26 protein-coding genes are annotated in these 26,462 nt (G+C 63.5%); 16 read left to right on the top strand and 10 right to left on the bottom strand.

Annotated elements, in window-relative coordinates:
- Positions 1–387 precede the first annotated feature (387 nt).
- From EJ066_RS08075 to EJ066_RS08050, 6 genes are all read left to right on the top strand, one after another.
- Positions 388–621: a hypothetical protein gene (locus EJ066_RS08075; RefSeq protein ID WP_126036560.1), complete on the top strand. Its 234-nt coding sequence runs from the start codon at positions 388–390 to the stop codon at positions 619–621.
- Between the two features lie 2 nt (positions 622–623).
- Positions 624–1,016 (top strand): hypothetical protein, encoded by a 393-nt coding sequence (locus tag EJ066_RS08070; protein ID WP_126036558.1) that lies wholly within the window; start codon positions 624–626, stop codon positions 1,014–1,016.
- Between the two features lie 33 nt (positions 1,017–1,049).
- On the top strand, positions 1,050–1,484 hold the full coding sequence (locus EJ066_RS08065; RefSeq protein ID WP_126036556.1) for a hypothetical protein: 435 nt from the start codon (positions 1,050–1,052) through the stop codon (positions 1,482–1,484).
- Between the two features lie 189 nt (positions 1,485–1,673).
- Entirely contained in the window at positions 1,674–2,084 is a 411-nt protein-coding gene (locus EJ066_RS08060) for a lysozyme inhibitor LprI family protein (RefSeq protein WP_126036554.1), read from the top strand.
- Positions 2,085–2,182: 98 nt separating this feature from the next.
- A complete protein-coding gene (locus EJ066_RS08055) occupies positions 2,183–2,683 on the top strand; it encodes a hypothetical protein (RefSeq protein WP_126036552.1) in 501 nt (166 codons plus the stop codon).
- Positions 2,684–2,710: 27 nt separating this feature from the next.
- Complete coding sequence (locus tag EJ066_RS08050) at positions 2,711–3,076, top strand: DUF4087 domain-containing protein (RefSeq protein ID WP_126036550.1); 366 nt, start codon at positions 2,711–2,713, stop codon at positions 3,074–3,076.
- A gap of 54 nt (positions 3,077–3,130) precedes the next feature.
- On the opposite strand, the gene EJ066_RS08045 is transcribed toward EJ066_RS08050, so the two are convergent.
- Entirely contained in the window at positions 3,131–3,628 is a 498-nt protein-coding gene (locus tag EJ066_RS08045) for a MarR family transcriptional regulator (protein WP_189644450.1), read from the bottom strand.
- A gap of 145 nt (positions 3,629–3,773) precedes the next feature.
- Between EJ066_RS08045 and EJ066_RS08040 the strand changes: the two genes are divergently transcribed.
- The 6 genes from EJ066_RS08040 to EJ066_RS08015 all read left to right on the top strand — a co-directional run bounded on the left by EJ066_RS08040 (position 3,774) and on the right by EJ066_RS08015 (position 8,617).
- Positions 3,774–4,277, top strand: a complete 504-nt coding sequence (locus EJ066_RS08040; RefSeq protein ID WP_126036546.1) for an isoprenylcysteine carboxylmethyltransferase family protein — start codon at positions 3,774–3,776, stop codon at positions 4,275–4,277.
- 104 nt (positions 4,278–4,381) lie between these two features.
- Positions 4,382–5,179, top strand: coding sequence for a pyrroline-5-carboxylate reductase (locus tag EJ066_RS08035; protein WP_126036544.1), 798 nt, complete (start codon positions 4,382–4,384; stop codon positions 5,177–5,179).
- A 125-nt stretch (positions 5,180–5,304) separates the two neighbouring features.
- Positions 5,305–6,150, top strand: coding sequence for a D-2-hydroxyacid dehydrogenase (locus EJ066_RS08030; RefSeq protein ID WP_245455099.1), 846 nt, complete (start codon positions 5,305–5,307; stop codon positions 6,148–6,150).
- A gap of 2 nt (positions 6,151–6,152) precedes the next feature.
- On the top strand, positions 6,153–7,331 hold the full coding sequence (locus EJ066_RS08025) for an FAD-binding oxidoreductase (protein WP_126036540.1): 1,179 nt from the start codon (positions 6,153–6,155) through the stop codon (positions 7,329–7,331).
- A 13-nt stretch (positions 7,332–7,344) separates the two neighbouring features.
- A complete protein-coding gene (locus EJ066_RS08020; RefSeq protein WP_126036538.1) occupies positions 7,345–7,692 on the top strand; it encodes a RidA family protein in 348 nt (115 codons plus the stop codon).
- Positions 7,693–7,702: 10 nt separating this feature from the next.
- Positions 7,703–8,617: a nitrilase-related carbon-nitrogen hydrolase gene (locus EJ066_RS08015; RefSeq protein WP_126036536.1), complete on the top strand. Its 915-nt coding sequence runs from the start codon at positions 7,703–7,705 to the stop codon at positions 8,615–8,617.
- 19 nt (positions 8,618–8,636) lie between these two features.
- On the opposite strand, the gene EJ066_RS08010 is transcribed toward EJ066_RS08015, so the two are convergent.
- From EJ066_RS08010 to EJ066_RS07970, 9 genes are all read right to left on the bottom strand, one after another.
- Positions 8,637–10,454 (bottom strand): ABC transporter ATP-binding protein, encoded by a 1,818-nt coding sequence (locus EJ066_RS08010; RefSeq protein WP_189644449.1) that lies wholly within the window; start codon positions 10,452–10,454, stop codon positions 8,637–8,639.
- Positions 10,451–11,395 (bottom strand): acetamidase/formamidase family protein, encoded by a 945-nt coding sequence (locus EJ066_RS08005; RefSeq protein WP_126036534.1) that lies wholly within the window; start codon positions 11,393–11,395, stop codon positions 10,451–10,453. Before EJ066_RS08005 ends, EJ066_RS08010 begins: the two co-directional genes overlap by 4 nt.
- Positions 11,385–13,028 (bottom strand): ABC transporter substrate-binding protein, encoded by a 1,644-nt coding sequence (locus EJ066_RS08000; RefSeq protein ID WP_126036532.1) that lies wholly within the window; start codon positions 13,026–13,028, stop codon positions 11,385–11,387. Before EJ066_RS08000 ends, EJ066_RS08005 begins: the two co-directional genes overlap by 11 nt.
- 45 nt (positions 13,029–13,073) lie before the next feature.
- A complete protein-coding gene (locus tag EJ066_RS07995) occupies positions 13,074–13,994 on the bottom strand; it encodes an ABC transporter permease (protein WP_126036530.1) in 921 nt (306 codons plus the stop codon).
- Positions 13,991–14,857 carry an ABC transporter permease gene (locus EJ066_RS07990; protein ID WP_210211065.1) on the bottom strand — a complete coding sequence of 289 codons (867 nt, stop codon included), beginning with the start codon at positions 14,855–14,857 and terminating at the stop codon, positions 13,991–13,993. The genes EJ066_RS07995 and EJ066_RS07990 overlap by 4 nt, the downstream gene beginning before the upstream one ends.
- Before the next feature lie 19 nt (positions 14,858–14,876).
- Positions 14,877–15,476 carry a transcriptional antiterminator gene (locus EJ066_RS07985; protein WP_126036526.1) on the bottom strand — a complete coding sequence of 200 codons (600 nt, stop codon included), beginning with the start codon at positions 15,474–15,476 and terminating at the stop codon, positions 14,877–14,879.
- The gene (locus EJ066_RS07980; protein ID WP_126036524.1) at positions 15,473–16,600 is read right to left on the bottom strand and encodes a transporter substrate-binding protein; all 1,128 of its coding nucleotides are present in this window, start codon (positions 16,598–16,600) and stop codon (positions 15,473–15,475) included. Before EJ066_RS07980 ends, EJ066_RS07985 begins: the two co-directional genes overlap by 4 nt.
- A gap of 202 nt (positions 16,601–16,802) precedes the next feature.
- On the bottom strand, positions 16,803–18,554 hold the full coding sequence (locus EJ066_RS07975) for a hydantoinase B/oxoprolinase family protein (RefSeq protein WP_126036522.1): 1,752 nt from the start codon (positions 18,552–18,554) through the stop codon (positions 16,803–16,805).
- A 1-nt stretch (position 18,555) separates the two neighbouring features.
- Positions 18,556–20,655 carry a hydantoinase/oxoprolinase family protein gene (locus EJ066_RS07970; RefSeq protein WP_126036520.1) on the bottom strand — a complete coding sequence of 700 codons (2,100 nt, stop codon included), beginning with the start codon at positions 20,653–20,655 and terminating at the stop codon, positions 18,556–18,558.
- Positions 20,656–20,876: 221 nt separating this feature from the next.
- On the opposite strand from EJ066_RS07970, the gene EJ066_RS07965 reads away from it, so the two are divergent.
- The 4 genes from EJ066_RS07965 (at position 20,877) to EJ066_RS07950 (ending at position 26,449) form a co-directional block, all read left to right on the top strand.
- Positions 20,877–21,704: a ferredoxin--NADP reductase gene (locus EJ066_RS07965; protein ID WP_126036517.1), complete on the top strand. Its 828-nt coding sequence runs from the start codon at positions 20,877–20,879 to the stop codon at positions 21,702–21,704.
- A 165-nt stretch (positions 21,705–21,869) separates the two neighbouring features.
- Positions 21,870–22,925 (top strand): deoxyribose-phosphate aldolase, encoded by a 1,056-nt coding sequence (deoC, locus tag EJ066_RS07960; RefSeq protein ID WP_126036514.1) that lies wholly within the window; start codon positions 21,870–21,872, stop codon positions 22,923–22,925.
- Between the two features lie 240 nt (positions 22,926–23,165).
- Positions 23,166–25,538, top strand: coding sequence for an aldehyde dehydrogenase family protein (locus EJ066_RS07955; protein ID WP_126036511.1), 2,373 nt, complete (start codon positions 23,166–23,168; stop codon positions 25,536–25,538).
- Between the two features lie 179 nt (positions 25,539–25,717).
- Positions 25,718–26,449 (top strand): SDR family oxidoreductase, encoded by a 732-nt coding sequence (locus tag EJ066_RS07950; RefSeq protein ID WP_126036509.1) that lies wholly within the window; start codon positions 25,718–25,720, stop codon positions 26,447–26,449.
- Positions 26,450–26,462: the final 13 nt, after the last annotated feature.

Here is a 26,462-nt window from a genome sequence, read left to right as displayed (position 1 = left end):
ATGGCGAGCACGCGGCGGCGGTGACCGGGATGGTTGACGGGCGAACATCCGGGCAATCCCGGGATTTCCTGCGTGCCGGCCAGCATCGCTACGACGCGATTGTGTTCGATGGCCTATTCCGGAAGGCGTATCCCGGGTTGTTTGCAATATTGTGCAACGGCTAAAGGAATAATCCCCCAAATGGAGAGAATATCTTAGCTTGTTAGAAATTTCTAATTTAAAGTTTAATCATCTGTATGAATCTAAACTTGCCTTATGTTCCACTTCCGTGCAATCTTCCAGCACGCTGTGCCTTTGGTCAGCAACAAAACCGGATCATGAAGGACTTTACGCGGCCGACAGGAGCGGGATGGTCGCCTGTAACAGCCTTCGGATGGAGGGACAGATATGCCGGATCTGGCAGCTATCGCCGTTGGCATTGTCGCCGTCGTGGCGATCCTGTCCGCTCTCCTCCCACGGCTCTGGAACATCACCATCCCGGACGGTTCCGGCCTGGTGACCATAAGGTTCGGGCAGACCCTAAAGCGGCCCTTTATCGCCGGGATCTGGTTCGGATCACCATCGGCTATCGACTATCGATCTGACGAACGAGCGGTCGCCGCCAGCCAGCCAGGGGTATAATCATGAAATACATACTCTATGCGACCCTGATCACCGCGTTGCTGGCCTTCGCGGGCTGTACAACCGATGATGGCTATGATGGCTGTCGCGGGACAGGTTGCCTGGTGGATAGGCCCCAAAAACAGGATCGAAGGATTGACGACCGGCCGCAGTTCGACCGGAACGGCAATCCCAACTTCGATACGCGAGGCCGCTACATCGGATGCCGTGGGCTCGGGTGCAAGGTCGACGATCCCGACGACGGGGATCAAAGCATCGACGACAGACCGCAGTACGACAAAGAGGGCAATCCCAACTTCGATACGCACGGCAATTATCAAGGTTGCAGGGGCATCGGCTGCCAGGTCGATACGCCGGACGACGACAGCTCATCGGACGACGATGATGACGATTAGTGGACCTCATAGCAAAGAAGAAGGACGCCATTCATGTCTGAATTCAGCGACCGGATCCGACGACATGCAAAGATCGTCATGATCGGCCTCACGGGGCTGGGAATGACGCTGACGTCCGCTTTCGCCGCGATCAACGCCTGCGACGGCGTAAAGGTCGAAGCGACGAAGGCGCGCAAGCAGGAATATGCCCATCTCGTCGTCTCGGCGATGGACAACAAGTTCAAGCCCGCTCAGGCGAAGTTCATCACGATCATGGAGAGCGGCAACTGGAGCGCCGCCTACGTCTCCACGCCCGTCAGCGATGACGGCGTGATGTTCTTCCAGGCAGTCAACGGAAACAAGCAGTTTCGCGACGTATGGGGCGGCTATGCCGAGCCGTCGGAAAAGCCTGAACTGGTATCCTGGGCGAAGAAGCTCGGAGCCCCGCAAGATCTGGCAAAGTGTTTTGCCGAGACGGTTACGGAATGACGGTGGTGACGACGAAGCAGCACCGACACTGAAGACGACAGCACCGACGACGACGCGTCGGATGACAAGTACCGACGATGCTGATGGATCGGACGACGACGACTCCCATTAACGGCCGACCGTGCCGGACACCGTTGGCGTGAGAACGCGCCCCCGTCAACAAGATGGATTTCTAAACGGAGACGACCGATGAAAACCGCGATACTGACCGCTGCCATGGTTCTGGCCATGCCGGCTTTGGCATTTGCCCAGGACAAGTGCTACGATGCCGCCCAGGATCAGGCCGCCCTGAACGCGTGCGCCGACGCCGCGTTCAAGAAATCCGACAAGAAGCTCAATGAGCTTTACAAGCAGATCGAAGCTCGCCTGAAGGACGACGCGGATAGCAAGAAGCTTCTCATTCAAGCACAGCGGGATTGGGTCAAATTTCGCGACGCGGAGTGCAGCTTCCAGGCTGCGGGAGCGGCCGGAGGAAGCATGATGCCAATGCTCGTCGCGCAGTGCATGGACGGCCTGGCGCAATCCCGTGTCAAGGACTTCGAGGGTTACCTGAAATGCGAGGAAGGGGACATGAGCTGCCCTGTTCCAACCGCGAATTGACATAATCGCAATCAAGCGGCGGCGAGCACGATGTCGGCGCCAGGCATGAAAGGGCGCGTGGCATCATCATCGCGCGAGGAGTTGAAGGAGGGCGGATTGTGAAACGCCATGGATCGTCGCTCGCAATGACGATTGCGGCATCTGCGCTGTTGGCATGTGCCGTGCCGGCAACGGCCCAGGGCGACATGAGCTTCGACGTTAACGTCACGCTTTCCAAAAAGGCAGCTGCCAAGCTCGCGGCCGAAAAGGAGGGGATCGTTGTCTTTGTCGACTATTACGGCGATCCGAAGCGGAGCGCCGAGAGGCACGCCAACGAGATCGGCCAAATCGATCTTGAGCAGCAAAACGACGAGGTGGCGATACCGGGCACAGGTGGCCACGCCCATATCAGCGGCGCAAAGATCGATACCAAGCGTCTCGACTGGCTCGCCGGCCCTCCCAAGGTCAACGTCAACGTTGCATCGGCCCGCAAGAGCAGTTCGGACAATCTGCTCGGCTGCGATTTCATCGACGGTCAACTCAGCGCTGTCCAAAGGAAGCCCGTGACGCTTCATTGCGCATTGATCGAAGAAAATTACGACACGGAGTTGAAGCCATAAGACCCACAAGGGAGGAGACGGTTTTTCATGCGCCTGCCGTTCGCCATCTGTTTCTGCCTGGCCATGGCTCTACCCGCGGCCTCCTATGCCGAGCGCCGTTGTGGCTGGTACTCCAGCCCGACACCCGGCAACCTCATCCTGACAGACAGAGACGGGGGTTGGTGGATCCAGATGCAGGGGCGACAGGATCCCAAAGGCATCGACAATGTGCCGGCTTTTGACGACCGGCAATTCGTCGAGACCAATGTGCCTGGGTCGGGCTACGGCTACGGATGTGCATGCATGACCGTGGTGACCAACGCCAGCCAACAAAGGATCACCAGAGTGATCTCGGGCGAAATCCTGCCCCTGGCGCAATGTCGTAACGACAAATCGCTGCAAAAACCGGGCTGATGGACCATTGTCCGACTTAAGCTGACAACACCCGAAAAATGCCGGGAGCGCGCACTACGACGGCCGCTCCGACCGCGCTTTCACATCGTCGCTCAGCTGCCGCACGATCTCGGTGGTCTTGCGGATATCCGCTTCGCCGAGAGCAACGCCCATGGTCGAGGCGGTCGCCATGAGCTGGGCGTTCAGCTCGCCGTAGCGCGCGTCGCCCTTGCGCGTCAGCTGCACAAGCTTAGAGCGCCGGTGCTTCGGATTGTCGATGAATTCGACGAGCCCCTCGGCCGCAAGCTCATCAGCAAGCCGCTGCATGCGCTGACGGCTGGTGGGCCGCATCTGGGCGATCTGCGGCACGGTGAGCGGGCCAAGCAGCGCGAGGCTTCGCATGAAGCCGAAGGCACCACCGCCCCAACTGGTGATCAGCCCTGTCTTCTGGCCGAGAGCCCGTATTCTGAAGAAGCACTGGGCCACTTCGAGCATCAGCTCGGCGATCGCCTCGGCCTTGCCGTCACCGATCAGGCCCGCCCCCGCCCCGGTCCTTTGTCGTGCCGACGCCATCGCTTCGTTCCCTCTGTCTGTGTCAATTTCTGCGATTGACACCATTGTTGTCAAGTTCTAGAATGACACCTTAGTTGTCGTTTCTAGGCGACGTCGTTGCAGGCGTCTGTGGGCTTCGTAGCCTCCAGCATCTGCGGGAGCAGACATGGAAAAGGACCCTGCTGCTGGGCAACAAGTGACCGACACCGGAACGGCAGGCGTCGTTGGGCGACCGATCCTTTTCTTTCCTGCCGCTGTTCTGGTCGGTCTCGTCTTGGATCGCCTGCTGCCTTTGCCGTTCGCAATTCCGGAGGCCGACGGGGTGCCCTGGATCGTCGCCGGGTCCCTGATCCTCATCGGTCTTGCGCTTTTTGCCGCGGGAGTCCGCAACTTCTCCCGCGCTGCGACGCCTTTGCCCACGAACCAGCCCGCCCGTGTGCTCGTGACCACCGGCATTTACCGCTGGACCCGCAATCCCATCTATCTCGGCTTTTTTCTCATCTACGGCGGCATCGGCGTAGCCGCGCAAAGTCCGTGGGTCCTGATCCTTACGCTGCCGCTCGCCATCACGGTCCGCTACGGTGTCGTCGCCCGCGAGGAGGCCTACCTCGAGCGGCGTTTCGGCGATGCGTATCTCGACTACAAGCAACGCGTGCGAAGGTGGCTCTGAACGTCGCGACATGCCTGACGTGTGATGCCTGATCCCAAAGTCTCGCCGAGCTGGTACTATTTGTCGGCTGACGACGATCCAGAACCAACGCTACAGGACATCCAATGAAACTCGGCTTCATCGGCACAGGCGCGCTGACATCCGCGATTGTCACCGGACTTAAATCCGCCGCGGACAATTCCGTGTCGGTTCTCCTATCGCCTCGTAATGAGGAAATCGCTGCTGGCTTGGCTCTTCGCTATCCGGATGTCCGCGTTGCACCCGATAATCAGGCAGTCCTCGACAGTTGCGATACGATCATGCTCGCGGTTCGGCCGCAGATTGCGCATGACGTGCTTGCAGAATTGCAGTTTCGTCGGGACCATCGCGTCGTCAGCTTGATCGCCACCCTATCCCGCAAGGAGGTAGCCGCCTTGATCGCGCCTGTGGAGCACGTGACGAAAGCACTTCCTATGCCGATGATCGCTCACAGGCAGGGAACGACAATCATTTGCCCGCCCGATCGACACATGGCGGCATTGTTCGGCAGGTTGGGAAAGGTGATCGAGGTCGAGGATTCGAGCGAGTTCGACGCGCTGAGCGTCGTTACCGCGACATTTGCCACCTATTTCAAATATCTCGATACAATCCATGGATGGCTGAAAGGGCATGGCGTCGCGGACGCGCGGGCGCGCGACTATATCGTCACCCTGTACAAGGCGCTGGCAAACGCACCGGAAACAACGCCGGATACGGGCTTCATGCATCTGGCCGAAGACTATGCAACACGCGGCGGGATCAACGAACAGATTTTCCGCGAGCTCACGGCCCGGAACGTGTTTGATATCTTCGCAGAAAGTCTGGACGGCGTGTATCGGCGTATCTCGCCAGGAGCAGCGCCGCGCATTGGCCCTTTATCGTGACGACGACAGTTGGCCCTGGCGTAATCCTCCACACCAACGCGCCGGCTGTGGCGATGAGGGTTTTGCGGGAAACGCATCCAGGGTTGCCGGTTTATCCTTGTGACAGCTACGCTGGTCTGGAAGCCTTGATAGAAGCGACAAAAGCCGAGATCGTCTACTCGGTGCGTTTCGATGGCACAGCGCGCTTTCCGCGAGCCGCTCTCCTCGAAAGCCCGACGGTGAAATGGGTGTCGGTCGGCGGGTCGGGAACGGATCATCTGGGTTCCTGGAATCCCGAAGAGGTGACGGTGACGAACGCCGCCGGTGTCGCGGCCGACATGATGGCCGAATACGCGCTGGGAGCGATGCTGTCCTTCTCGCTGGGTCTTCGAAATTTCGCCAGGCATCAGCGCACCCGGACATGGATCGCCGGCACGGTCGAGCCGATCCAGGGCAAGACGCTGCTGCTGCTCGGCCTCGGCAGGACCGGGCAAGCGTTGGCCCGGCGCGCGAAGGCCATGGGGCTGACGACGCTCGGCGTGCGTGCGCGTCCCAGGCCAACCGCCGATATCGACGAGGTTCACGGCATCGAGGCATTGCCGGGGCTTTGGGGTCGGGCCGACTTCATCGCCTGTTGCGTGCCGTTGCTGGAGGCGACGCGCGGGTTGATCGGCCCTGCGGCGTTTGCCGCGATGAAGCCGTCGGCGGTGGTCATCGACGTATCGCGCGGCGGCGTCGTCGATGAGGCAGCGCTGCTGTCGGCGCTCGACGGCTGCCGCATCAAAGGCGCCGCGCTCGACGTCTTTTCGACCGAGCCACTGCCAACGGATCACCCGATCTGGAGCTATGAGAACGTGATCGTCACACCGCATTGTTCGTCGGTTTATGACGGCTGGGAGAAGGAAGCCCTGCGCATGTTTGCCGACAATCTCAGCCGTTTTCTGCGGGGTGAACCGCTCGAAAACGTTGTCGATCCCGTTCGCGGATACTGACGATGAAATCTCCCGACGGCGCCTCGATACAAGAAGCCGATATCGCGATCATCGGCGGCGGCATTGCCGGAGCGAGCGCGGCCTATGAACTGGCGGCCGTCTCCTCGGTCATCCTGCTCGAGCGGGAGACCCATTGCGGCTACCACTCCACCGGCCGGTCGGCCGCGAGCTTTACGGAGAATTACGGCAACGCCATCATCCGACGGCTGGCGATCGCCAGCCGGTCTTTTCTCGAAGCGCCGCCAGAGGGTTTTTGCGAACATCCCTTGATGCTTCCGCGTGGCATGCTGACTATCGCGCGCCAGGATCAGCTTAGCCGGCTTGAAGAGGAACTCGAAAAAGCCCGCCAACTTGTTCCGTCGATCCATCGGATCAGCCCCGAGGAGGCGTTGGCGCGCGTGCCCGCGCTGCGATCCGATTATGTCGCCGGTGCGTTTGTCGAACCGAACTCTCGCGAGATCGACGTCAACGAGCTTCATCAGGGTTTCCTGCGCAATACGCGCAGGCGTGGCGGCCGGATCGTCACTGATGCAGGCGTCGATGCGGTCGAGCGGCATAAGGATCGCTGGATCCTGCGGACGAGCCAGGGACTGTTCGCCGCGCCGATCCTCGTCAACGCGGCCGGCGCGTGGGCGGACAGGATCGCCGCTTTGGCCGGCGTTGCTCCGGTCGGGCTGGTGCCGAAGCGGCGTACCGCGTTCCATGTCGCAGCGCCAGATGGCGTCTCCATCGCCGGCTGGCCGCTCGTCAACGATGTCGGCGAGGAGTTCTACTTCAAGCCGGACGCCGGCCGGATTTTCGTCTCGCCGGCCGATGCGACCCCGAGCGAGCCGATGGACGCCTATCCAGATGATTTCGACGTCGCCGTCGGGATCGATCGCCTGCAGCGCGCGACGATAATCGACGTGCGCCGGATAGAACATCGATGGGCGGGCCTGCGCAGTTTTGTCGGCGACGCCTCGCCAGTGGTGGGCTTCGACGCCAAGGCCGAAGGCTTCTTCTGGCTGGCGGGCCAGGGCGGCTACGGCATCAAGACGTCGCCGGCGCTGGCCAGGGCATGCCGTGACCTGATCCGCACCGGACGATTGCCGGATGATCTGTTGCGTCAAGGCATCGAGCCGGGCGATCTTGCGCCTAGCCGGATCAGGGCGACATCCACGCCGGCACCAAAAGCACAGTGATAGGGATAACCGCATGACAATCGAACGCTTCGAGAATGGACCCCGCTTCTGCCGCGTGCTCAGCCACAATGGAATTATCTATCTGGCCGGCATGACGGCCGACGATCTGTCGGGCGATACGACGCAGCAGACGCGTGACGTGCTCGCCAAGATCGATACCTATCTGGCGAAGGCCGGCAGCGACAAGACCAGGATCCTGAGTGCCACGGTATGGCTGCGCGACGTTGCCGACTTCGACAAGATGAACACCGCCTGGGACGCCTGGATCGACAAAAGCGCCATGCCGGTGCGGGCCACGGTCGAGGCCCGGCTCGCCGGCGACGGCTATCGCGTCGAGATCATGGTGACCGCTGCAGCCTGAGGAGACGACGATGGCTCGAGACCTGACCATCGCGGTCTGCCAGACCGGCCCGATACAGAAAAGCGCGCAACGGGCCGAAACGGTGGACCGGCTCGTCGCTCTTCTGGAAAGAGCGGCCGCCGCCGGCGCTGAAATCGCGGTGTTTCCCGAACTCGCGCTCACGACCTTCTTTCCGCGTTGGCGGATCGACGACCAGGCCGAGATCGAGGCGTTCTTCGAGCCGGCTATGCCAGGCCCGCAGACGCAGCGCCTTTACGACGCCGCGGCGCGCCTCAAGATAGGCTTCGCGCTCGGATATGCCGAGCTGACGCACGCGAACGGGGTAACGCGCCGCTTCAACACGATGGATCTGGTCGGGCAGGACGGCACGCTTGCCGGGCGCTACCGCAAGATCCATGTGCCCGGATCGAGCGAGCCGGAACCGGGCACGACCGTACATCTCGAACGCCGTTATTTCGAGCCCGGCAATCTCGGCTTTCCGGTCTTCGCCTATCGCGGCGTGCGCGTCGGCATGGCGATCTGCAACGACCGGCGCTGGCCGGAGACCTACCGCATGCTCTGTCTCAACGGCGCCGAAATTGTCCTTATCGGCTACAACACGCCGCTGCTGCTCGATGAGGCACCGGCGCTGGCGCATCTGCGCATGTTCCACAACCATCTGCCAATGCAGGCCGGCGCCTATCAGAACACGGTCTGGGTCGCGGCAGCGGCCAAGGCCGGCGTCGAGGACGGCCAGGCCTTGATCGGCGGCTCCTGCATCATCGCCCCGACCGGCGAAATCGCGGCGCAGGCAATGTCGCTCGACGATGAGGTGATCGTCCATCGTGCCGATCTCGACCTCATTGCCGTTTGCCGCAAGGTGAATTTCGACTTCGCCAGATATCGCCGGCCCGACCAATATCGACTGATCGCGGATCAGGTTTGAGGCGACGGCTTCGCTGGCGTCAGGAAACAGCAACGAGATGACCGTTGCCAAGATCCTTCAGGGCCAGTTTCGGCGGGTCGTCGCCGATTTTTCGAGTCGGGCTCGGGATCTCCTGATCGAGACGCGCGAAACGCGGCCGCCGCTTTGCCGGATCGGGCACCGGCACGGCCTCGATCAAGCGCTTCGTGTAGGGGTGGCGCGGGTTTGAAAAGACCTGGTCGCGGGTGCCCATTTCGACGATCTGGCCGAGATACATCACGGCGACACGATCGGAAATGTTCTCGACCACCGCCATGTCGTGCGAGATGAACAGATAGGCGATGCCGAACTCGCGCTGCAGTTCCTTCAACAGGTCGAGCACGCGGGCCTGCACCGACACGTCGAGCGCTGAAACGCTTTCGTCAGCGATGATGAGTTTGGGCCTGAGCGCCAGAGCGCGCGCGATGCAGATGCGCTGGCGCTGGCCACCCGAGAATTCGTGCGGATAAAGCTCCATTTGGTCGGCCGACAGGCCGACGCGTTCGAACAGCGCCGCCACACGCTGGCTGCGCTCTTCCTTCGAGGCGATGCCATGGATCAACAACGGCTCGGCGACGAGGTCGCCAACGCGCATGCGCGGGTCGAGCGAGGCATAGGGATCCTGGAAAATCATCTGCACGTCGCGGCGAACCGCCTTGCGCTCGTCACGGCCAAGGCCCGCCAGATTGCGTCCGCCGATCGCGATATCGCCCTGGTAAGGCACAAGCCCGGCCAGCGCCTTGGCGGTGGTCGACTTGCCGCAGCCGGATTCGCCGACCAGCGCCAGCGTCTCGCGCGGCGCGATCGAAAAGCTGATGCCTTCGACGGCGTGGACACGGCGGTTCACCCTGCCGAAGAAGCCGCCGTGCAGGTCGAAGCGGACATGCAGATCGTTGACGACAGCGACGCTCCCGCGCATTTCCGCTTCGACGGATTTCCGGCGGCCGACGCCGGTTCCGATGCGCGGCACGGCAGCGAGCAGCTCACGCGTATAGTCGGCTTGCGGGCGGGCAAAAATGTCGGCGGCTGTCCCCTGCTCGACCATGCGGCCGTGCCGCATGATGATGACGCGATCGGCCATTTCGGCGACCACGCCCATGTCGTGGGTGATGAGGATGATGCTGGTGCCGTGTTCGCGCTGCAGATCGCGCAGGAGTTCCAGCACCTCGCCTTGCACGGTGACGTCGAGCGCCGTCGTCGGCTCGTCGGCGATCAGCACATCCGGTTTCAGCGCCAGCGCCATGGCGATCATCACGCGCTGGCGCATGCCGCCGGACAGCTCGTGCGGATACTGTTTCAGCCGGCTTTCGGCTTCCGGGATGCGGACGGCCTTCAGCGCCTCGATGGCGCGCCGGCGCGCCTCGGCGCGGTTGAGGCCGGTATGGGCCTCGATGGACTCGGTGAGTTGCCGGCCGATCGACAGCACGGGATTGAGCGAGGTCATCGGCTCCTGGAAGATCATCGCGATGCGGTCGCCGCGAATGCGGCGCATCCGGCGTTCATCGAGCACGGCCAAATCGATGTCACCCCGATCGATATCGCGAAGCCGGATAGTGCCGGAGTCTATGCGTGCGGCCGGCTGCGGCAGCAACTGCATGATCGCCAGTGCGGTCATCGATTTGCCGGAACCGGATTCACCGGCAATGCAGAGCGTCTCGCCGCGCGCAAGCGTCAGCGACAAGTCTGATACCACCGGCCGTTCGCCATCTTCGCCACGTACGCTGACGGTCAGGCCGGAGATTTCCAGCACCGGTCCGGCCGTGGTCGAAACGGCCGGGGCAAAAACCCCGGTCCGCTTGCTGGTTACGCCTTTGCTCATTCGAAGACGCAGCGCGGGAAGTAGAACGACACCACCCAGTTCGGCATGTCGACGATCTCGCTGATCCGGAGATCGCCGCAGACCGAAACCAGCATGTAGGCCTCGACCGGGTCCATTCCGTAGCGGCCGGCAAGCAGGTCGACCATCTGGGAGACCGCTTCCCTGGCGCCTGTCATCAGGTCCGGTCCGATGCCGGTCGTCACCTCATAGCCCTTGGCGTCGAGATGGCGCGCCACCGGGCCCGGCGTGGTGAAGCGCGGCGTCTTCAACCTGATATCCTTGACCAGGTCGAGCGTGAGCACGACGTCCATCGGGCTCTCGATCGCCGTGCCGCACACTTCCCCGTCGCCCTGCGCGGCATGCGTATCGCCGACCGAAAACAGCGCACCGGCCACCTCCACCGGCAGATAGAGCGTGGTGCCGGCCGCGAGATCGCGGATGTCGAGATTGCCGCCGACGCGCCTTGGCGGCACCACCGAGTGGAGGCCCATTTCAGCCGGCGCATTGCCGATAGTGCCGGCAAAGGGTTTCAGCGGCACGCGGGCCTGTCTGCCGAACAACGCCGGCTCGAGCGAGGCGGCGTCGTATGTCCAGATGTTCAGCGCCGGCTGCGGAAAATCGTCGGCGAGCAGGCCGAACCCCGGAATGTTCGCCGTCCAGCCGAAGCCGGACGGCTTGAACATCTCGATCGTCACCTTCAGCGCGTCGCCCGGCTCGGCACCTTCGACGAAGATCGGCCCGGTTACCGGGTTGATCCTGCTGAAGTCGAGCTTGGCGATATCGGCAACGGTGCTGTCAGCTTGCAGCTGACCGCCCGACGAATCGAGGCATTGAAACTCGATCGTCGAACCGGGCGCCACCCGCTCGGCCGGGGCAAAGGAATTGTCCCAGCCGAAATGATGGTGGCGCCCGTGGATGGTGTAGTCGCAGTTATTGCACATCGGTCACATACACATTGTCATAGTTGATCGGGATATGGACGGGGTCGACATAGAGGTTGTCGGCGCCGCTCATCCGGGCCGATTTCATGGTGAAGCGCTGCTCGTTGAAGACCGGCGCCCAGGGCGCGTCTTCCATGATCTTGCCGTAGATCGCGCTCCACATCTTGGCACGTTCGCCTGACTTGGCCGGGTCGACGACCGAGTCGGCCTCCGCCGCCTTGGCGTCGAGATCCTTGTTGCAGTACCACGACCAGTTCCAGCCGCCCGGAACCGCGCCGGCGCAGCCGAGGATCGGCCCGTAGAAGTTCGACGGATCGGGGAAATCGGCGATCCAGGCCATGCCGCCGGACCAGATCATCGGCGCGCCGGCCTTGTCGCCGCCGGCTGCTATGACGTTGGCTTGCGCCAGCGACTGGATGCTGGCCTTGATGCCGACCGCCGCCAGATCCTGCTGGATCGCCTGCGCGATGCGCGGGTTGGGATCGGTGTTCATGGCAAACAACTGCGTCTCGAAGCCGTCGGGATGACCGGCCTCGGCAAGCAAAGCCTTGGCCCTGGCCACGTCATAGGGATAGCCCTTGAATTCCTTGTCGTAGCCGGGCATCGACGGCGGCAGCGGCTGGTTGGCCGGCACCGCACGGTTGTTGATCAGCTGGACGATACGGCCCTTGTTGATCGACATGTTGACCGCCTGCCGCACCTTCACGTTGTCGAAGGGCGCCATGGTGGTGTTCATGGTGATGTAGCCGGTGTGCAGCTGGCCGCCCTCGACGACGCGGGCCTTCTGCTCGGGATCGGCCATCACCTCCTGGAACTTGGCCGGCGGAATGCCGTCGCCGGGAACGTCGATCTCGCCCTTCTGCAGGCGCAGCAAGGCCACGATCGGCTCCTGGCCGATCTCGAAGGTGATCCTGTCGAGATGCGGCAGGCCCTTGTGCCAGTAATCCGGGTTGCGCTCGAAGACGACGCGCTGGCCGAGCGTCCATTCGGCGAGCTTGAAAGCCCCGGTGCCGACCGGGTGCTTGCCGAAATCCGCGCCATATTTCTCGACCTCCTCCTTCGGCACGACATGCGAGAAGTTGATGGCCATGACATGCAGGAAGGTGGCGTCGGGCCGGGTCAGTTCGAACTTGATCGTGTAGGGATCGACGACGGTGACGCCCGCCAGGCTTTCCGCCTTGCCGGCAGTGACATCGTCAAACCCCTTGATCGAGCCGAAGAAGCCGGCGCCCGGGCTCTGCGTCTTCGGATTGGTGACGCGGTCGAGCGAATATTTCACATCGTCGGCGGTCATCTCGCGGCCATTGTGGAACTTCACCCCTTGGCGCAGCTTGAAGGTGAAGGTCTTGCCGTCAGGCGCGATCTCGTAGCTCTCGGCGAGGTCGGGCCGCAGGTTGGTGGTGCCCGGCTCGTAGTCCATCAGCCCGTCGAACAGGCTCTTGATCATCGACCAGTTTTGCCAGTCGTAGCCGATGGCCGGATCGAGTGTGGCGACGTCGTCCTTGTAGGTGATGGTGATCGCGCCGCCCTGCTTGGCGTTCGGATCGACGGCGTCCTCGGTGCGGGCGCTTGTCATGCCGAGCATCAGCGCGAGCGCCGACGCCGCTACGGTGGAGGTCAAGAATTTCTTCATCTCGTGTTCCCTTTCTCTGGTTGTTATCGGTCTCTTTTTTGGTTTTCATCTGAGCTTGATGCGCGGGTCGATGAACGGTGCGACGGTGTCGGCCAGGAGGTTGCCGAGCACGATGGCGAAGGCCGAAACCAGGGTGACGCCCATGATGATGGGAATGTCGACGCGCTGGATGGCCTGCCAGGCGAGCTGGCCGATGCCGGGCCAGCCGAACACGCTTTCGACCACGACGATGCCGCCCATGAAGATGCCGATGTCGATGCCGATCATGGCGATGACCGGCAGGATGGCGTTGGGGAGTGCGTGGCGGAAGATGATGGCGCCGCGCGCAAGGCCCTTGGCGCGGGCGGTCCGCATATAGTCCTGGCGCAGCACGTCGATCATCGACGAGCGCATCATGCGGGCGTACCAGCCGGCGCCGAGTATCCCCATGGTCAGCGAGGGCAGCACCAAATGGCGCCAGGTGCCGTAGCCGCCGATCGGAAACCAGCCGAGCCGCACGGCGAATACATAGAGGAGCAGCAGGCCGACGACGAATTGCGGTGCCGAGACGCCGACAAAGGACGCGACCATCAGCGTCTGGTCGGTGGCGGTGCCGCGCCTGACGGCGGCAAGCAGGCCCATCGTCAGGCCGATCGCCAGCTCGCAAAGGATGGCGCCGACCATCAAAAGCAGGCTTGCCGGCAGCCGCGAGACGATGAGCTCCGTGACTTCGGAACGCTGGATGTAGGAGCGTCCGAGATCGCCGCTGAGCAGGCTGGCCAGATAGTGCCAGTACTGGATGACAAAGGGCTGATCGAGGCCGAGCTGCCGGCGGATGTTCTCGACCGTCTCGGGCGTGGCGCTGCGGCCGGCGATCTGGCGAACGGGATCGGCGGGCAGAAGATAGAGCAGTGCAAAGGTGATCAGCGAGACGCCGAGCAGGATGAGCGCGGACTGGATGACGCGACGGCCGAGATAGGCGATCATGCCCGGCCCCTTTGCGTCGGATCGAGGATGTCGCGCAGCGCATCGCCGACCAGGTTGAAGGCCAGCGCCAGCGCCAGGATCGCCGCACCCGGAAAGAAGACCAGCCAGGGCGCCGCCTGGAAATAGGTCTGGTTCTCGAAAATGATGTTGCCCCAGGAGGCGGTCGGCGGCTGCACGCCGATGCCGAGATAGCTGAGCGTTGCTTCGAGCAGCACCGTGGTCGAGATGCCGAGCGTGCCCCAGACGATGATCGTCGGCAGCAGATGCGGCAGGATATGCCGAGACAGGATGCGTGGCGCGCTTGCGCCGATGGTGCGCTCGGCGTCGATGAACTCGCGCTCGGCGAGCGAGCTGGTCTCGGTGTAGATGACCCGGGCGGTCTGCACCCAGTTGACCAGCGCGATCACCATGGCGACGATCCACAGGCTCGGCTGGAGCACCGCCGCCAGGCAGATGGCAAGCAGCAGCGCCGGAAAGGCCATCATCAGATCGGTGAAGCGCATCAGCGCGCTGCCGATCCAGCCGCGGAAATAGCCCGCGGTGACGCCGACCAGCGTGCCGATCAAAAGCGCCACGCCGTTGGCGACGATGCCGATGATCAGCGAGGTGCGCGCGCCGAAAAGAATGCGGGTCAAGAGATCGCGGCCGAGCAGATCCGTGCCCAGCCAGAAGCTGGCATTCGGCGGCAAGGGGGCGCCTTCAAGCGTCAGCCCGTCGAACATCTGCTCGTTCGGATCGTAGCCCGTCAGCCACGGTGCCAGGACGGCGCTGGCCACGACGACGGCAACGATCACCAGGCCGAGCAGAGCCAGAGGGCGTTTTACCAACCGCCGCCAGACACCGGCGCGTGGCTTGACCGGCATGCGCCCTGCTGCCGGAAGGTCAGGCGCGATGGGATTGGTCATCGCCGCCTTCTTCCGTCATCGCCACGATCCGGCGCGCGGCCTCCTCGACGCTGATCTGCCAGCTCATCGCCAGCGACCGGAGCTGCGCATAGGCGCGGCCGTCCCCGGCGCCTTTCGACAAGGCCTCCACCGCGCGCACGATGGTCTGGCGCTCCGCGACGCGCAGGCGAAGCGACGATATCTCGCTTGCCAAGAGCTTGCGCGCCTCGAAACTCTGCCGCGCGATCAACAGGGCGCTGTAGACGCCGGCGTTGCCGACCGGCTTCAGCAACTGGGCGTCGGCCTTGTGCGACAGCGCCCACTCGATGCGGCCTGGCGCTTCGGAGCCGATCAGCGCCACCAGCGGCATCGGCGCCTCACCTGGCGCCCATGGGAATTGTTCGTCGAAGCCGAGATCGGCATCGAAGAAGACGAAGTCCGCCGCCAGCGCCTTGGCCGGCAGTTCCGGCCAGCAGCCGACCGTCTCGAGGCCGATGGCCGACAATTGCCGGGTGATCGCCTGCACCGTCGGATGCGGACGATGTAGGACAAAGGCCCTGGCGCCGCCGAGATTCGGGATGCGCGGGACCTTGCTCACGACACCACCCTCAAGCGTGAGCGGCCGAACGTCTCGGTCCGATCATAGCGTGACAGATAGGGATCGGGCACGACGCCCTTCGTCAGCGTGACGGTCTTGAACGCGGTGCCCTCGATGCGCCCGATCTGCACCGGCAAGGTGGCGTGCTGGGTCTGCGGATCGATGGAGATGTCGCCGAGCGGGGTTCGAAACGAGGTTCCAGCAAAAGCCTGGGGAAGGTCCGGCCATTGTGCGCGGGGATTGCGGGCGAGAATTTCGGCAAGCGTCCGCACCGAGGCATAGGCCGCCGCCTCGAAGGACGAGGCAGGCATGATGGAGGGCGCGGAATCGCCCTGGCGATCCGCTGCCGAGACATCGTGAAAGTACGGCCCGACGGAAAGATGGCCATTACCCGCATCATTGAGCGCCGGCAACTCGCATTCGGTGAGATTGCAGGACAGGATCGGGCAGCGCTCCGGCCTGAAATGCGGGTCGCGTACGGCGAGTTCGGCATAGGCCGCGATGAAGGCATAGGACGACGAGCCGATCAGATTGTTCAGGATGAAATCCGGCCGGGTCGCCTGGATCTCGGCGATCAGCCTCGAGACATCGACCTCGCCGAGCGGCAGATAGCGCTCGCCCAAAACCTTGCCGCCGGCGTCGGCGATCAGGTCGCGGGCAACACGGTTGGTCTCCCAGCCCCAGATATAGTTCGAGCCGAGCAGGAAGCCGTCGGCGCCGAAGCGCGGCACGACATGGGCCAGCAGCGGGACGAGATGCTGGTTTGGGCAAGCGTGCATATAGACGACATGCTCGTTGGCTTCGAAACCCTCATAGGGACAGGCGTACCAGAGCGTGCCGCCGGCGCGCTCAAGGATCGGAATGACCTCCTTGCGGCTCCACGACGTGATGCAGCCAATGATGTGGCGTGCGCCGCTGTTGGCGAGAATGTCGGCGCAGCCCGCGGCGTAGCCGTCGATGTTGCCTTGCGGGTCGCGCTCCACCGGAACGAATTCGATCGGGATGGCGGGATCGGCGTTGACATCGGCGATAGCCGTCATCGCACCCGAACGGCAGGATTCGGACAGCAAGCGGTAGTTGCCCGACCGCGAGTAAAGGATGCCGATTTCGATACGCCGTCCCAAGCAAATCCCCAAAATAACAATGCCCCGCAGCCGCCGCCGCGGAAGGCGAGGCATACGAGGCATTTTTGCCGCCCGGCGGTCAGAGCCGGTATTTTCCCCATTAGCGTATTCGGTACGCCTGATCAGTCAAGCGGGAAAAGCGAGGGCCGGGAAAGTGACCGCGTCGCGCCTAGTTGCGCGAGGGGTCTCGCACGGAACTATCTCAGGGTGGTCCGGCGGCACGCTTCTTGTCTGTCGCCGCGCGGTCGATCGCCAGCCCATCCGCCGACAGGGTGACACCAAATTCTCTGCCGGCGTCCTCGGGCGTGTAGTAGCCCAGGGCGACATCCCTCAGCACCAGTTCCGGATCGCGCTGCAACGGATCGCCATAGCCGCCGCCGCCAGGCGTGCCGACGCGCACGCGGTCGCCGGCCTTCAGCGCGATGTCCTGCTCCTTGGAGAGGTGCGGCGGCACGTGTTCCTTGCCGTCGCGGAACACGGTCACCGTGTTGACCGCGCCGTCCTTGCCGCCGAGCGCGCCCTGCGGGCCGAAACGGCCATGGTCCATGACGAAGGAGGCGCGAGCGTCACCGCGCAGGATCTCGACCTCATAGGCGAGGCCGAAACCGCCGCGATGCTTGCCGGCGCCGCCCGAGCCTTCGCGCAGGGCGTAGTGGCGGTAGAGCACCGGGAAGGCCTGTTCCATGATCTCGACCGGCGGCGACTTGGAAATGCCGATGGTCGAGCAGCCATTGGTGAGGCCGTCGTGGGCCGCATTGCCGCCATAGCCACCGCCGGAGATCTGGTACATGACATAGTCGCGGCCGCGCGCCGGATCGTTGCCGCCGAGCGCGAAATTGCCGCTGGAGCCGGCGGGAGCCGCCGTCACTCTGTCCGGCAGCGCCTGCACCATCGCTGCGAATACCGCTTCGGCGATGCGCTGCGAAACCTCGGCGGCGCAGCCCGATACCGGGCGTGGATATTTTGCGTCGAGGAAGGTGCCTTCCGGCCGCTTGACGTCAAGCGGCTCGAAGGCGCCGGCGCTGATCGGCACGTCCGGGAAAATGTGGCGCATGGCGAGATAGACCGAGGACAAGGTCGTCGCCAGCACGCTGTTCATCGGCCCGGCGCAGGGCTTCGACGAGCCGGCGAAATCGAAGCTGAGCGTATCGCCCCGTTTCTCGACCGCAAGCGCGATGGTCAGCGGCTCGTTCACCACCCCGTCGGAATCGACGAAGGCCTGCGAGCGGTAAATGCCGTCGGGAATTGCTGATATATCGGCGCGCATCTGCTCGGCTGCGCGGCGGCGCAATTCGGCGATCGCCTCGACAACTGTTTCGTCTCCGTAACGATCCAGGATTCCGTTGAGTCGATCCTGACCGATCAGCAGTGCCGCCGCCTGCGCGCGGATATCGCCGATACGCTGGTCGGCAACCCTGATGTTCGAGCAGATGATGGCGTATATCTCGGGATCGAGCACGCCCTTCTTGAACAGTTTCACCGGCGGCAGCCGCAAGCCCTCCTGTTCGACCGCGGTCGCGGAAGCCGAGAAGCCGCCGGGCACCGAGCCGCCAATGTCCGGCCAATGGCCGGTGTTCGACAGCCAGCAGAAGATTTTTTCTCCCCGGTAGACCGGCATGGCGAAGCGCACGTCCATAAGATGCGTACCGCCGAGATAGGGATCGTTGACGATGTAGATGTCGCCAGGCTCAGGCGGCAGGCAGCGGCCGTCGGCGATCATCTCGATCACGGTCCTAGTCGAATATTGCATGACGCCGACGAACACCGGCAGGCCCTGGCTGCCTTGCGCAATCAGCGAACCGTCGACCGCCGAATAGATGCCGTCTGAGCGGTCATTGGCCTCGGCGATCACAGGCGAGAAGGCGGCGCGCGAGAAGGTCAGGTCCATCTCGTCGCAGACCTGCTGCAGCGCCGCTTGGAGGACCGAAAGCGTAATGGTGTCGAGCTTTTCCATGTCAGGCCCCACTAACCCACTCAATGCCGATGTCGATGATGATGTTGCCGTCGGCGTCCGAGCGTGCCCGGTCGCCGGGCTCGAGCACAGTGGTGGCATCCATCTGTTCGAGGATCGCCGGGCCTTCGATGACGGCGTCGAGCGGTAGCTTTTCCCTGCTGTAGACCGGCGTGTCGTGCCAGCCTCCGCCATACCAGACGGGCCGGATCTCGCGCCGCGCCTCATCGAGCGTTTTGGCGCGCCCTGCCGGATCGATCAGCCGGGAAAGATCGATCGCCGGCCTGACACCAGTCACCGAAGTGTTGAGGTTGACCAGATTGGCGCGGATCTCCGGCAGCTCAACCTTGAAGCGGGCGAAATAGGCCTTTTCGAAGAGCTGCTGCAACACCTCGCGCGTCACCGATGACGACGGCAGCGGCACGTTGATGATGTGGGTCTGGCCGACGAACTGCATGTCGGCGGAATGCGTGACGCGGATCGTCTCCGGCTTCACCGCTTCCTTGCCGATCAGCTCTTCACCTTCGTTTCGGTGCCGTTCTAATACCGAGTGAAGCTGGGCTTCATCGAGCCCCATCACCGGCTGGTTGACCGTGTTGACGAAGTCGTGGCGCAGATCGGCGACGACGCAGCCGAGCGCATTGGTGATGCCCGGCCGCGCCGGCACCAGCACCCGGGGCAGGCCGAGCTCGCGCGCCAGTGCGGTCGCATGCAGCGGCCCGGCGCCGCCAAAGGCGAACAGCGCGAAATCGCGCGGGTCGTGGCCGCGTGACACCGACACCATGCGGATGGCGCCGGCCATTTTCATGTTGCCCAGCCGCAGCACTGCTCCCGCCGCCTCTACGCCGGACAGGCCGGTGGCACGGCCGATCCTGTCCTCGAAAATGCCGGTGACGCGTTCGACGGTGACCGGATTTTCGACCGCCAGCAGCTTCTTCGGCGCCAGTCGCCCAAGCACCAGATTGGCGTCGGTGACGGTCGGCTCGCTGCCGCCGCGCCCGTAGCAGATCGGGCCGGGATTGGCGCCGGCACTTTCCGGGCCGATCTGGATCAGCCCGGCCGCATCGACGCGGGCGATCGAACCGCCGCCGGCGCCGACCGTGTGCACCGCCACCATCGGCACATGGATCGGCATGGCATATTCGATCTCGATCTCGTTCGATACCGCTGGTTCCGCGTTGCGGATCAGCGCCACGTCGGTCGAGGTGCCGCCCATATCGTAGGTGACGAGGTTTTCGTAGCCGGCGCGTTTTCCCGTATAGGCTGCCGCAATGACGCCAGAAGCCGGCCCCGACATGACGGTCTTGGCCGACTCGCGCGTGACGAAGCGCGCCGAGATCATGCCGCCATTGCCGTTCATGATCAGGAAATCGCGGGCGTAGCCTTGCGATCCCAATTCCTTGCGCAGCCGTTCGACGTAGCGCTCGAGGATTGGTTGCACCGAGGCGTTGACCGAAGCGGTGACGCCGCGCTCGAATTCGCGCGCTTCCGACAGCAGCGTGTGGCCTGACGTGATGTAGCCGTTCGGCCAAAGCTCCGCGGCGATCTCGGCCGCACGCCGCTCATGCGCCGGATTGGCGTAAGAGTGCAGGAAATGGATGACGAGGGATTCGCAGCCGGCTTTGATCAATTGTGAAACCGCTGCCCGCATCTCAGCCTCGTCGAGCGGAATGCGCACCGCGCCTGAAGCCTCGACCCTCTCCGACACTTCGAGCCGCAGATTGCGCGGAATGATCGGCACGAAGACGCCCGTCATGCCATAGGGCTGCGGCCGTGTCCGCCGGCCGAGCTCGATCACGTCGCGAAAGCCGCGCGTGGTGATCATGCCGGTTTTCGCCAGCCGGCGTTCCAGAACGGCGTTGGTGGTGGTGGTCGTGCCGTGGACGATGAGGTCGATGCCGCCGACCGGAAAGCCGGTGGCACTGAGCGCTGAAACGACGCCGAAGGCCTGGTTGTCGACAGTGGTCGGGGTCTTGGCGATATGCACCTTGCCACCGCTGCGGCCGTCGATCAGAATGAGGTCGGTAAAGGTTCCGCCGACATCGATGCCGGCGACGACGCGGCCCAGGGAATCCAGCGCCTGCGCCGAAAAATTCTCTTTCATTGTCGAAACCCGAAATGCCCGGACTACTTATATGTCGCAGTTTGGAAAGGCGTTTTACGCTTGCGTCTTGACGCAAATATCATTTGTATACTAATAAATTCCGGACACAAGAGCTTACCGCTTCGCAGTGTGCAAACGGCACGCCGGAACCTGACCGGTTCGGGCGCGCAGGAAAGGGCTTGGCGTCAGCACCTCGGGGTTGGGCCAGAAGGTTAGGTTTGATGAACACCACATCCGCGCTCAACACCGCCGGCGCCCGGCCTTTGCAGTTCCCCATTCCGGCCAATGTGTATGCCGAAACCGTCGTCTCGGTGAAGCATTATACCGACCGGCTGTTTTCGTTCCGCATCACCCGGCCACAGTCGCTGCGTTTCCGCTCCGGCGAGTTCATCATGATCGGCCTGCCCAACGCCGAGAAGCCGGTGTTCCGAGCCTATTCGATCGCCAGCCCGTCCTGGGACGACGAACTGGAATTCTTCTCGATCAAGGTGCCGGACGGCCCGCTGACCTCGGAACTGCAGAAGATCCAGGTCGGCGATACCATCATCATGCGGCAGAAGTCGACCGGCACGCTGGTGCTCGATGCACTGACGCCGGCCAAGCGCCTGTTCATGATCTCGACCGGCACCGGCATCGCGCCCTTCGCCAGCCTGCTGCGCGATCCTGACACCTATGGGAAGTTTGAGCAGGTGATCCTGACCCACACCTGCCGCGACAAGGCCGAACTCATTTACGGCCAGGAACTGGTGGCTGAACTCGAGAACGATCCGCTGATCGGCGAACTGACCGGTGGCCGTGTCACCCTCTACAATTCGACGACGCGCGAGACTTCCGAGCGTATGGGCCGCATCACCGCGCTGATCGCCTCGGGAAAATTCTATGCCGATCTCGGCATCGAAAAGCTCAATCCGGAAACCGACCGCATCATGATCTGCGGCTCGATGCATATGCTCAAGGACGTCAAGGAACTCGCCGAAAGCCTTGGCTTCCAGGAAGGCTCGCTGTCCCACCCGGCAAGCTTCGTCGTCGAGCGCGCCTTCGTCGGCTGAGGGCCGGGACGCTTCGGCATCCCGCCTCGTTGAAACCGGCTTTTGACCATACGGTCAAAATCGGGTGCGTTCACGGCCTTTTTCGTCTATGACCGCCTGAAAGACTCGTGAAGCGCTGCTTCACGGGCTATCTTCGGCACAGGTTGCCGAACGAAAGGGCAGGAGATGAGCAGCACAATCCGCGAAGCCGATCTCGGTGCCGGGACTTCCAAGATCACGCCGCTGCCGGCGCGCACCGCCGCCAACGCGCCAGCGTCGCAAGCGCACGGCATTGCCCGCAATCCAGGCATGAAGCTCGATCTCGGCTTCATGGAATCGGTGCGCAGCGTTAACCGCTCGGCGCTGGAACGCCGCGTCGCCAGCCTGACCAAGCGACGCTCGATCAAGGCCGATAACCAGGCGGCCTGGCTGCTGCGCGCCGTCGCTTGCATGGACCTGACCACGCTGAACTCCAACGATACCGACGAGCGCGTGCGCCGGCTCTGCGCCAAGGCGATCAATCCTTTCCGCCGCGACATCGTCGAAGGCCTCGGCATTGCAGGCGAAAAGATCCGCCCGGCGGCGGTCTGCGTCTATCATCCCTTCGTTGCCACCGCTGTCGATGCGCTGCGCGGTACCGGCATCCATGTCGCCGCCGTATCCACCGCTTTCCCACACGGCCTCACCCCGCTTTCGACGCGTCTGCAGGAGATCGAAGCGTCGGTAAGTGACGGCGCCGACGAGATCGACGTCGTCATTCCGCGCGGGCTGGTTTTCGCTGCGAAATGGCAGGAACTCTATAACGAGATCGTCTCAATGCGCGCCGCCTGCGGCGAAGCGCATCTCAAGGTCATCCTCGGCACCGGCGATCTCGCCACGCTGCGCAACGTCATGCTGGCGTCGATGGTGGCAATGATGGCGGGCGCGGACTTCATCAAGACCTCAACCGGCAAGGAAAGCGTCAATGCGACGCTGCCGGTCGGCCTCGCCATGGTGCGCGCCATCCGCGCCTATTTCGAGGAGACCGGCTATCTCATCGGCTTCAAGCCGGCCGGCGGCATTTCGACCGCCAAGGCGTCGCTCGACTGGCTGGTGCTGATGAAGGAGGAGCTTGGCCGGCGGTGGCTGGAGCCAGATTTGTTCCGCTTCGGCGCGTCGAGCCTGTTGACCGACATCGAGCGCCAGCTCGAACATCATCTGACCGGCCATTATTCGGCCAATCATCGCCACGCGATGGCGTAAGGCTGGGCAAAGCTTTGAACGTGGAGTTCCGTCACGCCCCCCTCTGTCCTGCCGGACATCTCCCCCACTTGTGGGGAGATTGGCTGTCATCGACGATTTCGCCAATCGCCAACGTTGTAGGACTGCCGCAGACGAACGCGAAGTCCGATCTCCCCCCTCGTGGGGGAGATGTCCGGCAGGACAGAGGGGGCGTGACGGAGCGCCTTCCAGACGAAAATTCTCCTTCCAAAGGAGCGCCCCATGAACATTCTCGAACGCTATCACGCCATGGACTACGGCCCGGCGCCGGAAGCCCGCAACGAGGCCGATGCCTGGCTTGCCGCGCGCGATTTTTCCAAAGCCCTGTTCATCGGCGGCGACTGGAAGGCAGCCGCAGGCGGCAAGACCTTCGACACCAGCGAACCGTCTTCGGGAAAATTGCTGGCCAAGGTCTCGGATGCCGGGGCTGCCGATATCGACGCAGCGGTTTCGGCCGCCGCCAAGGCGCTGCCGAAATGGTCCGCGTCCTCCGGCTATCAACGCGCGAAAGTGCTCTACGCCATCGGCCGCGCCATGCAGCGCCACCAGCGTCTGTTCGCGGTGCTGGAATCGATCGACAACGGCAAGCCGATCCGCGAAAGCCGCGACATCGACGTGCCGCTGGCCATCCGCCATTTCATCCACCATGCCGGCTGGGCGCAGGTGCTGGACAAGGATTTTCCTGATCACAAGGGCGTCGGCGTCGTCGGCCAGATCATCCCGTGGAACTTCCCGCTCCTGATGCTGGCCTGGAAGATCGCGCCGGCGCTGGCCGCCGGCTGCACGGTCGTGCTGAAACCGGCCGAGTTCACGCCGCTCACCGCCATTCTGTTCGCCGATATCTGCGAACGCGCCGGCCTGCCGAAGGGGGTCGTGAACATCGTCCAGGGCGGGCCGGAGGCGGGTGCGGCCATCGTCAACCATCCCGGCGTCCAGAAGATCGCCTTCACCGGTTCGTCCGAAGTCGGCAAGATCATCCGCAAAGCCACTGCTGGGTCGGGCAAGAAACTGTCGCTGGAGCTTGGCGGCAAATCGGCCTTCGTCGTCTTCGAGGACGCCGATCTCGACAGCGCCGTCGAAGGCCTCGTCGACGGCATCTGGTTCAACCAGGGCCAGGTCTGCTGCGCCGGTTCGCGCCTGCTGGTGCAGGAAGGCATCGCCGAAGCCTTCATCGCCAAGGTCAAGACGCGCATGAGCCGGCTTCGCGTCGGCAGCCCGCTCGACAAGAACACCGATATCGGCCCGCTGGTCGACGTGACCCAGCTCGATCGCGTCAAGGGTCTGGTCGCTGAAGGCGCCAGGCAGGGCGCCGTCTGCTGGCAGCCGGATGTGGCGCTGCCCTCCTCCGGCTATTACCATCTGCCGACGCTGGCGACGGGTGTTTCCCCGGCTAACATCCTGGCGCAGGAAGAGGTGTTCGGGCCGGTGCTGGCGACCATGACCTTCCGCAACACCGACGAGGCAATCGAGCTCGCCAACAACACACGCTATGGGCTGGCCGCCTCGGTGTGGAGCGAGAACGTCAACCTTGCGCTGCACGTCGCGCCGCAATTGAAGGCCGGCATCGTCTGGGTCAACGGTACCAACATGTTCGACGCCGCCTGCGGCTTCGGCGGCTATCGCGAGAGCGGCTTCGGCCGCGAAGGCGGGCGCGAGGGCATGTTCGAATATCTCTCGGCAAAACTGCCGCTCGGCCCCGTCATCAAGCCGGCAACGGCTACGGCCCAGCCTGTCGAGCAGACGGAAGGCGACGCCATCGATCGCACGGCAAAGCTGTTCATCGGCGGCAAGCAGGTCAGACCGGACGGCAATTATTCGATTGCCGTCGCCACCGCCAAAGGCAAGCTCGCCGGCGAGGTCGGTCTCGGCAACCGCAAGGATATTCGCGACGCCGTCGCCGCTGCCCGTGCCTGCAAGGGCTGGCCGGCGGCGACCGCCTACAACCGCAGCCAGGTGCTCTACTATTTGGCCGAAAACCTTTCTGGCCGTGCCGATGAATTTGCGGCGCGTCTCACCCAGCTTACCGGCGCCACCGCCAAGGCGGCGCAGGAGGAGGTCGAGCTGTCGATCGAGCGGCTGTTCCTCTATGCCGGGCTGGCCGACAAGTTCGAAGGCCGCGTCCACCAGCCGCCGGCCCGCGCAGTCACGCTGGCGCTGCATGAGCCGGTCGGCGTCGTCGGCATCGTGGCATCCGACAATGCCCCCTTGCTCGGGCTGATCTCGCTGGTGGCGCCGGCGCTCGCCATGGGCAACACAGTGGTCGCGGTGCCTTCGGAAAAATATCCGCTGCTTGCCACCGACCTCTACCAGGTCATCGAATATTCCGACGTTCCGGCCGGCGCCATCAACATCGTCACCGGCCGCACCGCCGAACTCGCCGGCGTCTTGGCCAAGCATGACGACGTCGATGGGCTCTGGGTGTTCGCCGATGCCGAGACCTGCGCTAAGGCGGAAGCCGAGTCCATCGGCAATCTCAAGCGCGTCTGGACCGGCGATGGTTGCAGCCTTGACTGGGCGTCGGCCGAGGCCGCCGGCGATGCCTTCCTGCGCCGTGCCGTTGAGGTCAAGAACGTCTGGGTGCCCTACGGCGACTGAGCTTCAGCCGGACGCTCGCGGAGGACGTCCGGGCTTGACGGCAGGAAGGATGCTCTTTACCGAGAAAAAACATTTGCCCCAGAGCGAACGGCGACGCAGGCGGCACAAGAGTGCCTGTCTGGCACATTGCGCCTTGGTCGCGTGCCGGTAAAAACCGGGCGGCCACAGAGGAGAAAAGAATGGCGGATCTGACAGGCAAGGTCGTTGTCGTCACGGCAGCGGCGCAAGGCATCGGCCGGGCGAGCGCGCTGGCTTTCGCCAAGGCGGGCGCCGTCATCCATGCCACCGACATCAACGAGGTGATGCTCGCCGAACTCGGCAAGACGCCCGGGATCAAGACGCGCAAGCTCGATGTGCTGAACGACGAGGCGGTGACGTCGGCCTTCGCCGAGATCGGTCCCGTCGACGTGCTGTTCAACTGCGCCGGCTTCGTCCATTCGGGCTCGATCCTCGAGATGAAGGAAGGCGATCTCGACTTCGCCTATGACCTCAATGTCCGCTCGATGATCCGCACCATCCGCGCAGTGCTGCCCGGCATGCTGGAACGCGGCGACGGCTCGATCATCAACATGTCGTCACTGGCCGGCTCGACCAAGGGCGTACCCAACCGCTTCGTCTATGGACTGACCAAGGCGGCCGTCATCGGCCTGACCAAATCGATCGCCGCCGACTATGTCGGCAAGGGCATACGCTGCAACGCCATCTGCCCGGGCACGGTCGAAAGCCCGTCGCTGGAGGACCGCATGCATGCGCAGGGCGACTACGAGGCGGCCCGCGCCGCCTTCATCGCCCGCCAGCCCATGGGCCGGCTTGGCACGCCGGAGGAAATCGCCGATCTCGCCGTCTATCTGGCCGGCGCCACCTATACGTCGGGACAGGCTTATAATATCGACGGTGGCTGGTCGATCTGAGCTTATCTGAATC

This window comes from Mesorhizobium sp. M9A.F.Ca.ET.002.03.1.2 (assembly GCF_003952365.1).
Lineage (GTDB): Bacteria > Pseudomonadota > Alphaproteobacteria > Rhizobiales > Rhizobiaceae > Mesorhizobium.
Note: the sequence above shows the minus strand (reverse complement) of the source record. Positions and strands in the feature narration are given on the sequence as shown.

Bases quoted from the DNA above. Each gene is read 5' to 3' on its own strand.
- EJ066_RS08075 (WP_126036560.1), top strand. From the start codon at position 388: ATGCCGGATCTGGCAGCTATCGCCGTTGGCATTGTCGCCGTCGTGGCG.
- EJ066_RS08015 (WP_126036536.1), top strand. From the start codon at position 7,703: ATGGCTCGAGACCTGACCATCGCGGTCTGCCAGACCGGCCCGATACAG.
- EJ066_RS07970 (WP_126036520.1), bottom strand. From the start codon at position 20,655: ATGAAAGAGAATTTTTCGGCGCAGGCGCTGGATTCCCTGGGCCGCGTC.
- EJ066_RS08060 (WP_126036554.1), top strand. From the start codon at position 1,674: ATGAAAACCGCGATACTGACCGCTGCCATGGTTCTGGCCATGCCGGCT.
- EJ066_RS08020 (WP_126036538.1), top strand. From the start codon at position 7,345: ATGACAATCGAACGCTTCGAGAATGGACCCCGCTTCTGCCGCGTGCTC.
- EJ066_RS08050 (WP_126036550.1), top strand. From the start codon at position 2,711: ATGCGCCTGCCGTTCGCCATCTGTTTCTGCCTGGCCATGGCTCTACCC.
- EJ066_RS07955 (WP_126036511.1), top strand. From the start codon at position 23,166: ATGAACATTCTCGAACGCTATCACGCCATGGACTACGGCCCGGCGCCG.
- EJ066_RS08010 (WP_189644449.1), bottom strand. From the start codon at position 10,454: ATGAGCAAAGGCGTAACCAGCAAGCGGACCGGGGTTTTTGCCCCGGCC.
- EJ066_RS07975 (WP_126036522.1), bottom strand. From the start codon at position 18,554: ATGGAAAAGCTCGACACCATTACGCTTTCGGTCCTCCAAGCGGCGCTG.
- EJ066_RS08005 (WP_126036534.1), bottom strand. From the start codon at position 11,395: ATGTGCAATAACTGCGACTACACCATCCACGGGCGCCACCATCATTTC.
- EJ066_RS08000 (WP_126036532.1), bottom strand. From the start codon at position 13,028: ATGAAGAAATTCTTGACCTCCACCGTAGCGGCGTCGGCGCTCGCGCTG.
- EJ066_RS08025 (WP_126036540.1), top strand. From the start codon at position 6,153: ATGAAATCTCCCGACGGCGCCTCGATACAAGAAGCCGATATCGCGATC.
- EJ066_RS07995 (WP_126036530.1), bottom strand. From the start codon at position 13,994: ATGATCGCCTATCTCGGCCGTCGCGTCATCCAGTCCGCGCTCATCCTG.
- EJ066_RS08040 (WP_126036546.1), top strand. From the start codon at position 3,774: ATGGAAAAGGACCCTGCTGCTGGGCAACAAGTGACCGACACCGGAACG.
- EJ066_RS08035 (WP_126036544.1), top strand. From the start codon at position 4,382: ATGAAACTCGGCTTCATCGGCACAGGCGCGCTGACATCCGCGATTGTC.
- EJ066_RS07950 (WP_126036509.1), top strand. From the start codon at position 25,718: ATGGCGGATCTGACAGGCAAGGTCGTTGTCGTCACGGCAGCGGCGCAA.
- EJ066_RS07990 (WP_210211065.1), bottom strand. From the start codon at position 14,857: ATGCCGGTCAAGCCACGCGCCGGTGTCTGGCGGCGGTTGGTAAAACGC.
- EJ066_RS08065 (WP_126036556.1), top strand. From the start codon at position 1,050: ATGTCTGAATTCAGCGACCGGATCCGACGACATGCAAAGATCGTCATG.
- EJ066_RS07965 (WP_126036517.1), top strand. From the start codon at position 20,877: ATGAACACCACATCCGCGCTCAACACCGCCGGCGCCCGGCCTTTGCAG.
- deoC (WP_126036514.1), top strand. From the start codon at position 21,870: ATGAGCAGCACAATCCGCGAAGCCGATCTCGGTGCCGGGACTTCCAAG.
- EJ066_RS08045 (WP_189644450.1), bottom strand. From the start codon at position 3,628: ATGGCGTCGGCACGACAAAGGACCGGGGCGGGGGCGGGCCTGATCGGT.
- EJ066_RS08070 (WP_126036558.1), top strand. From the start codon at position 624: ATGAAATACATACTCTATGCGACCCTGATCACCGCGTTGCTGGCCTTC.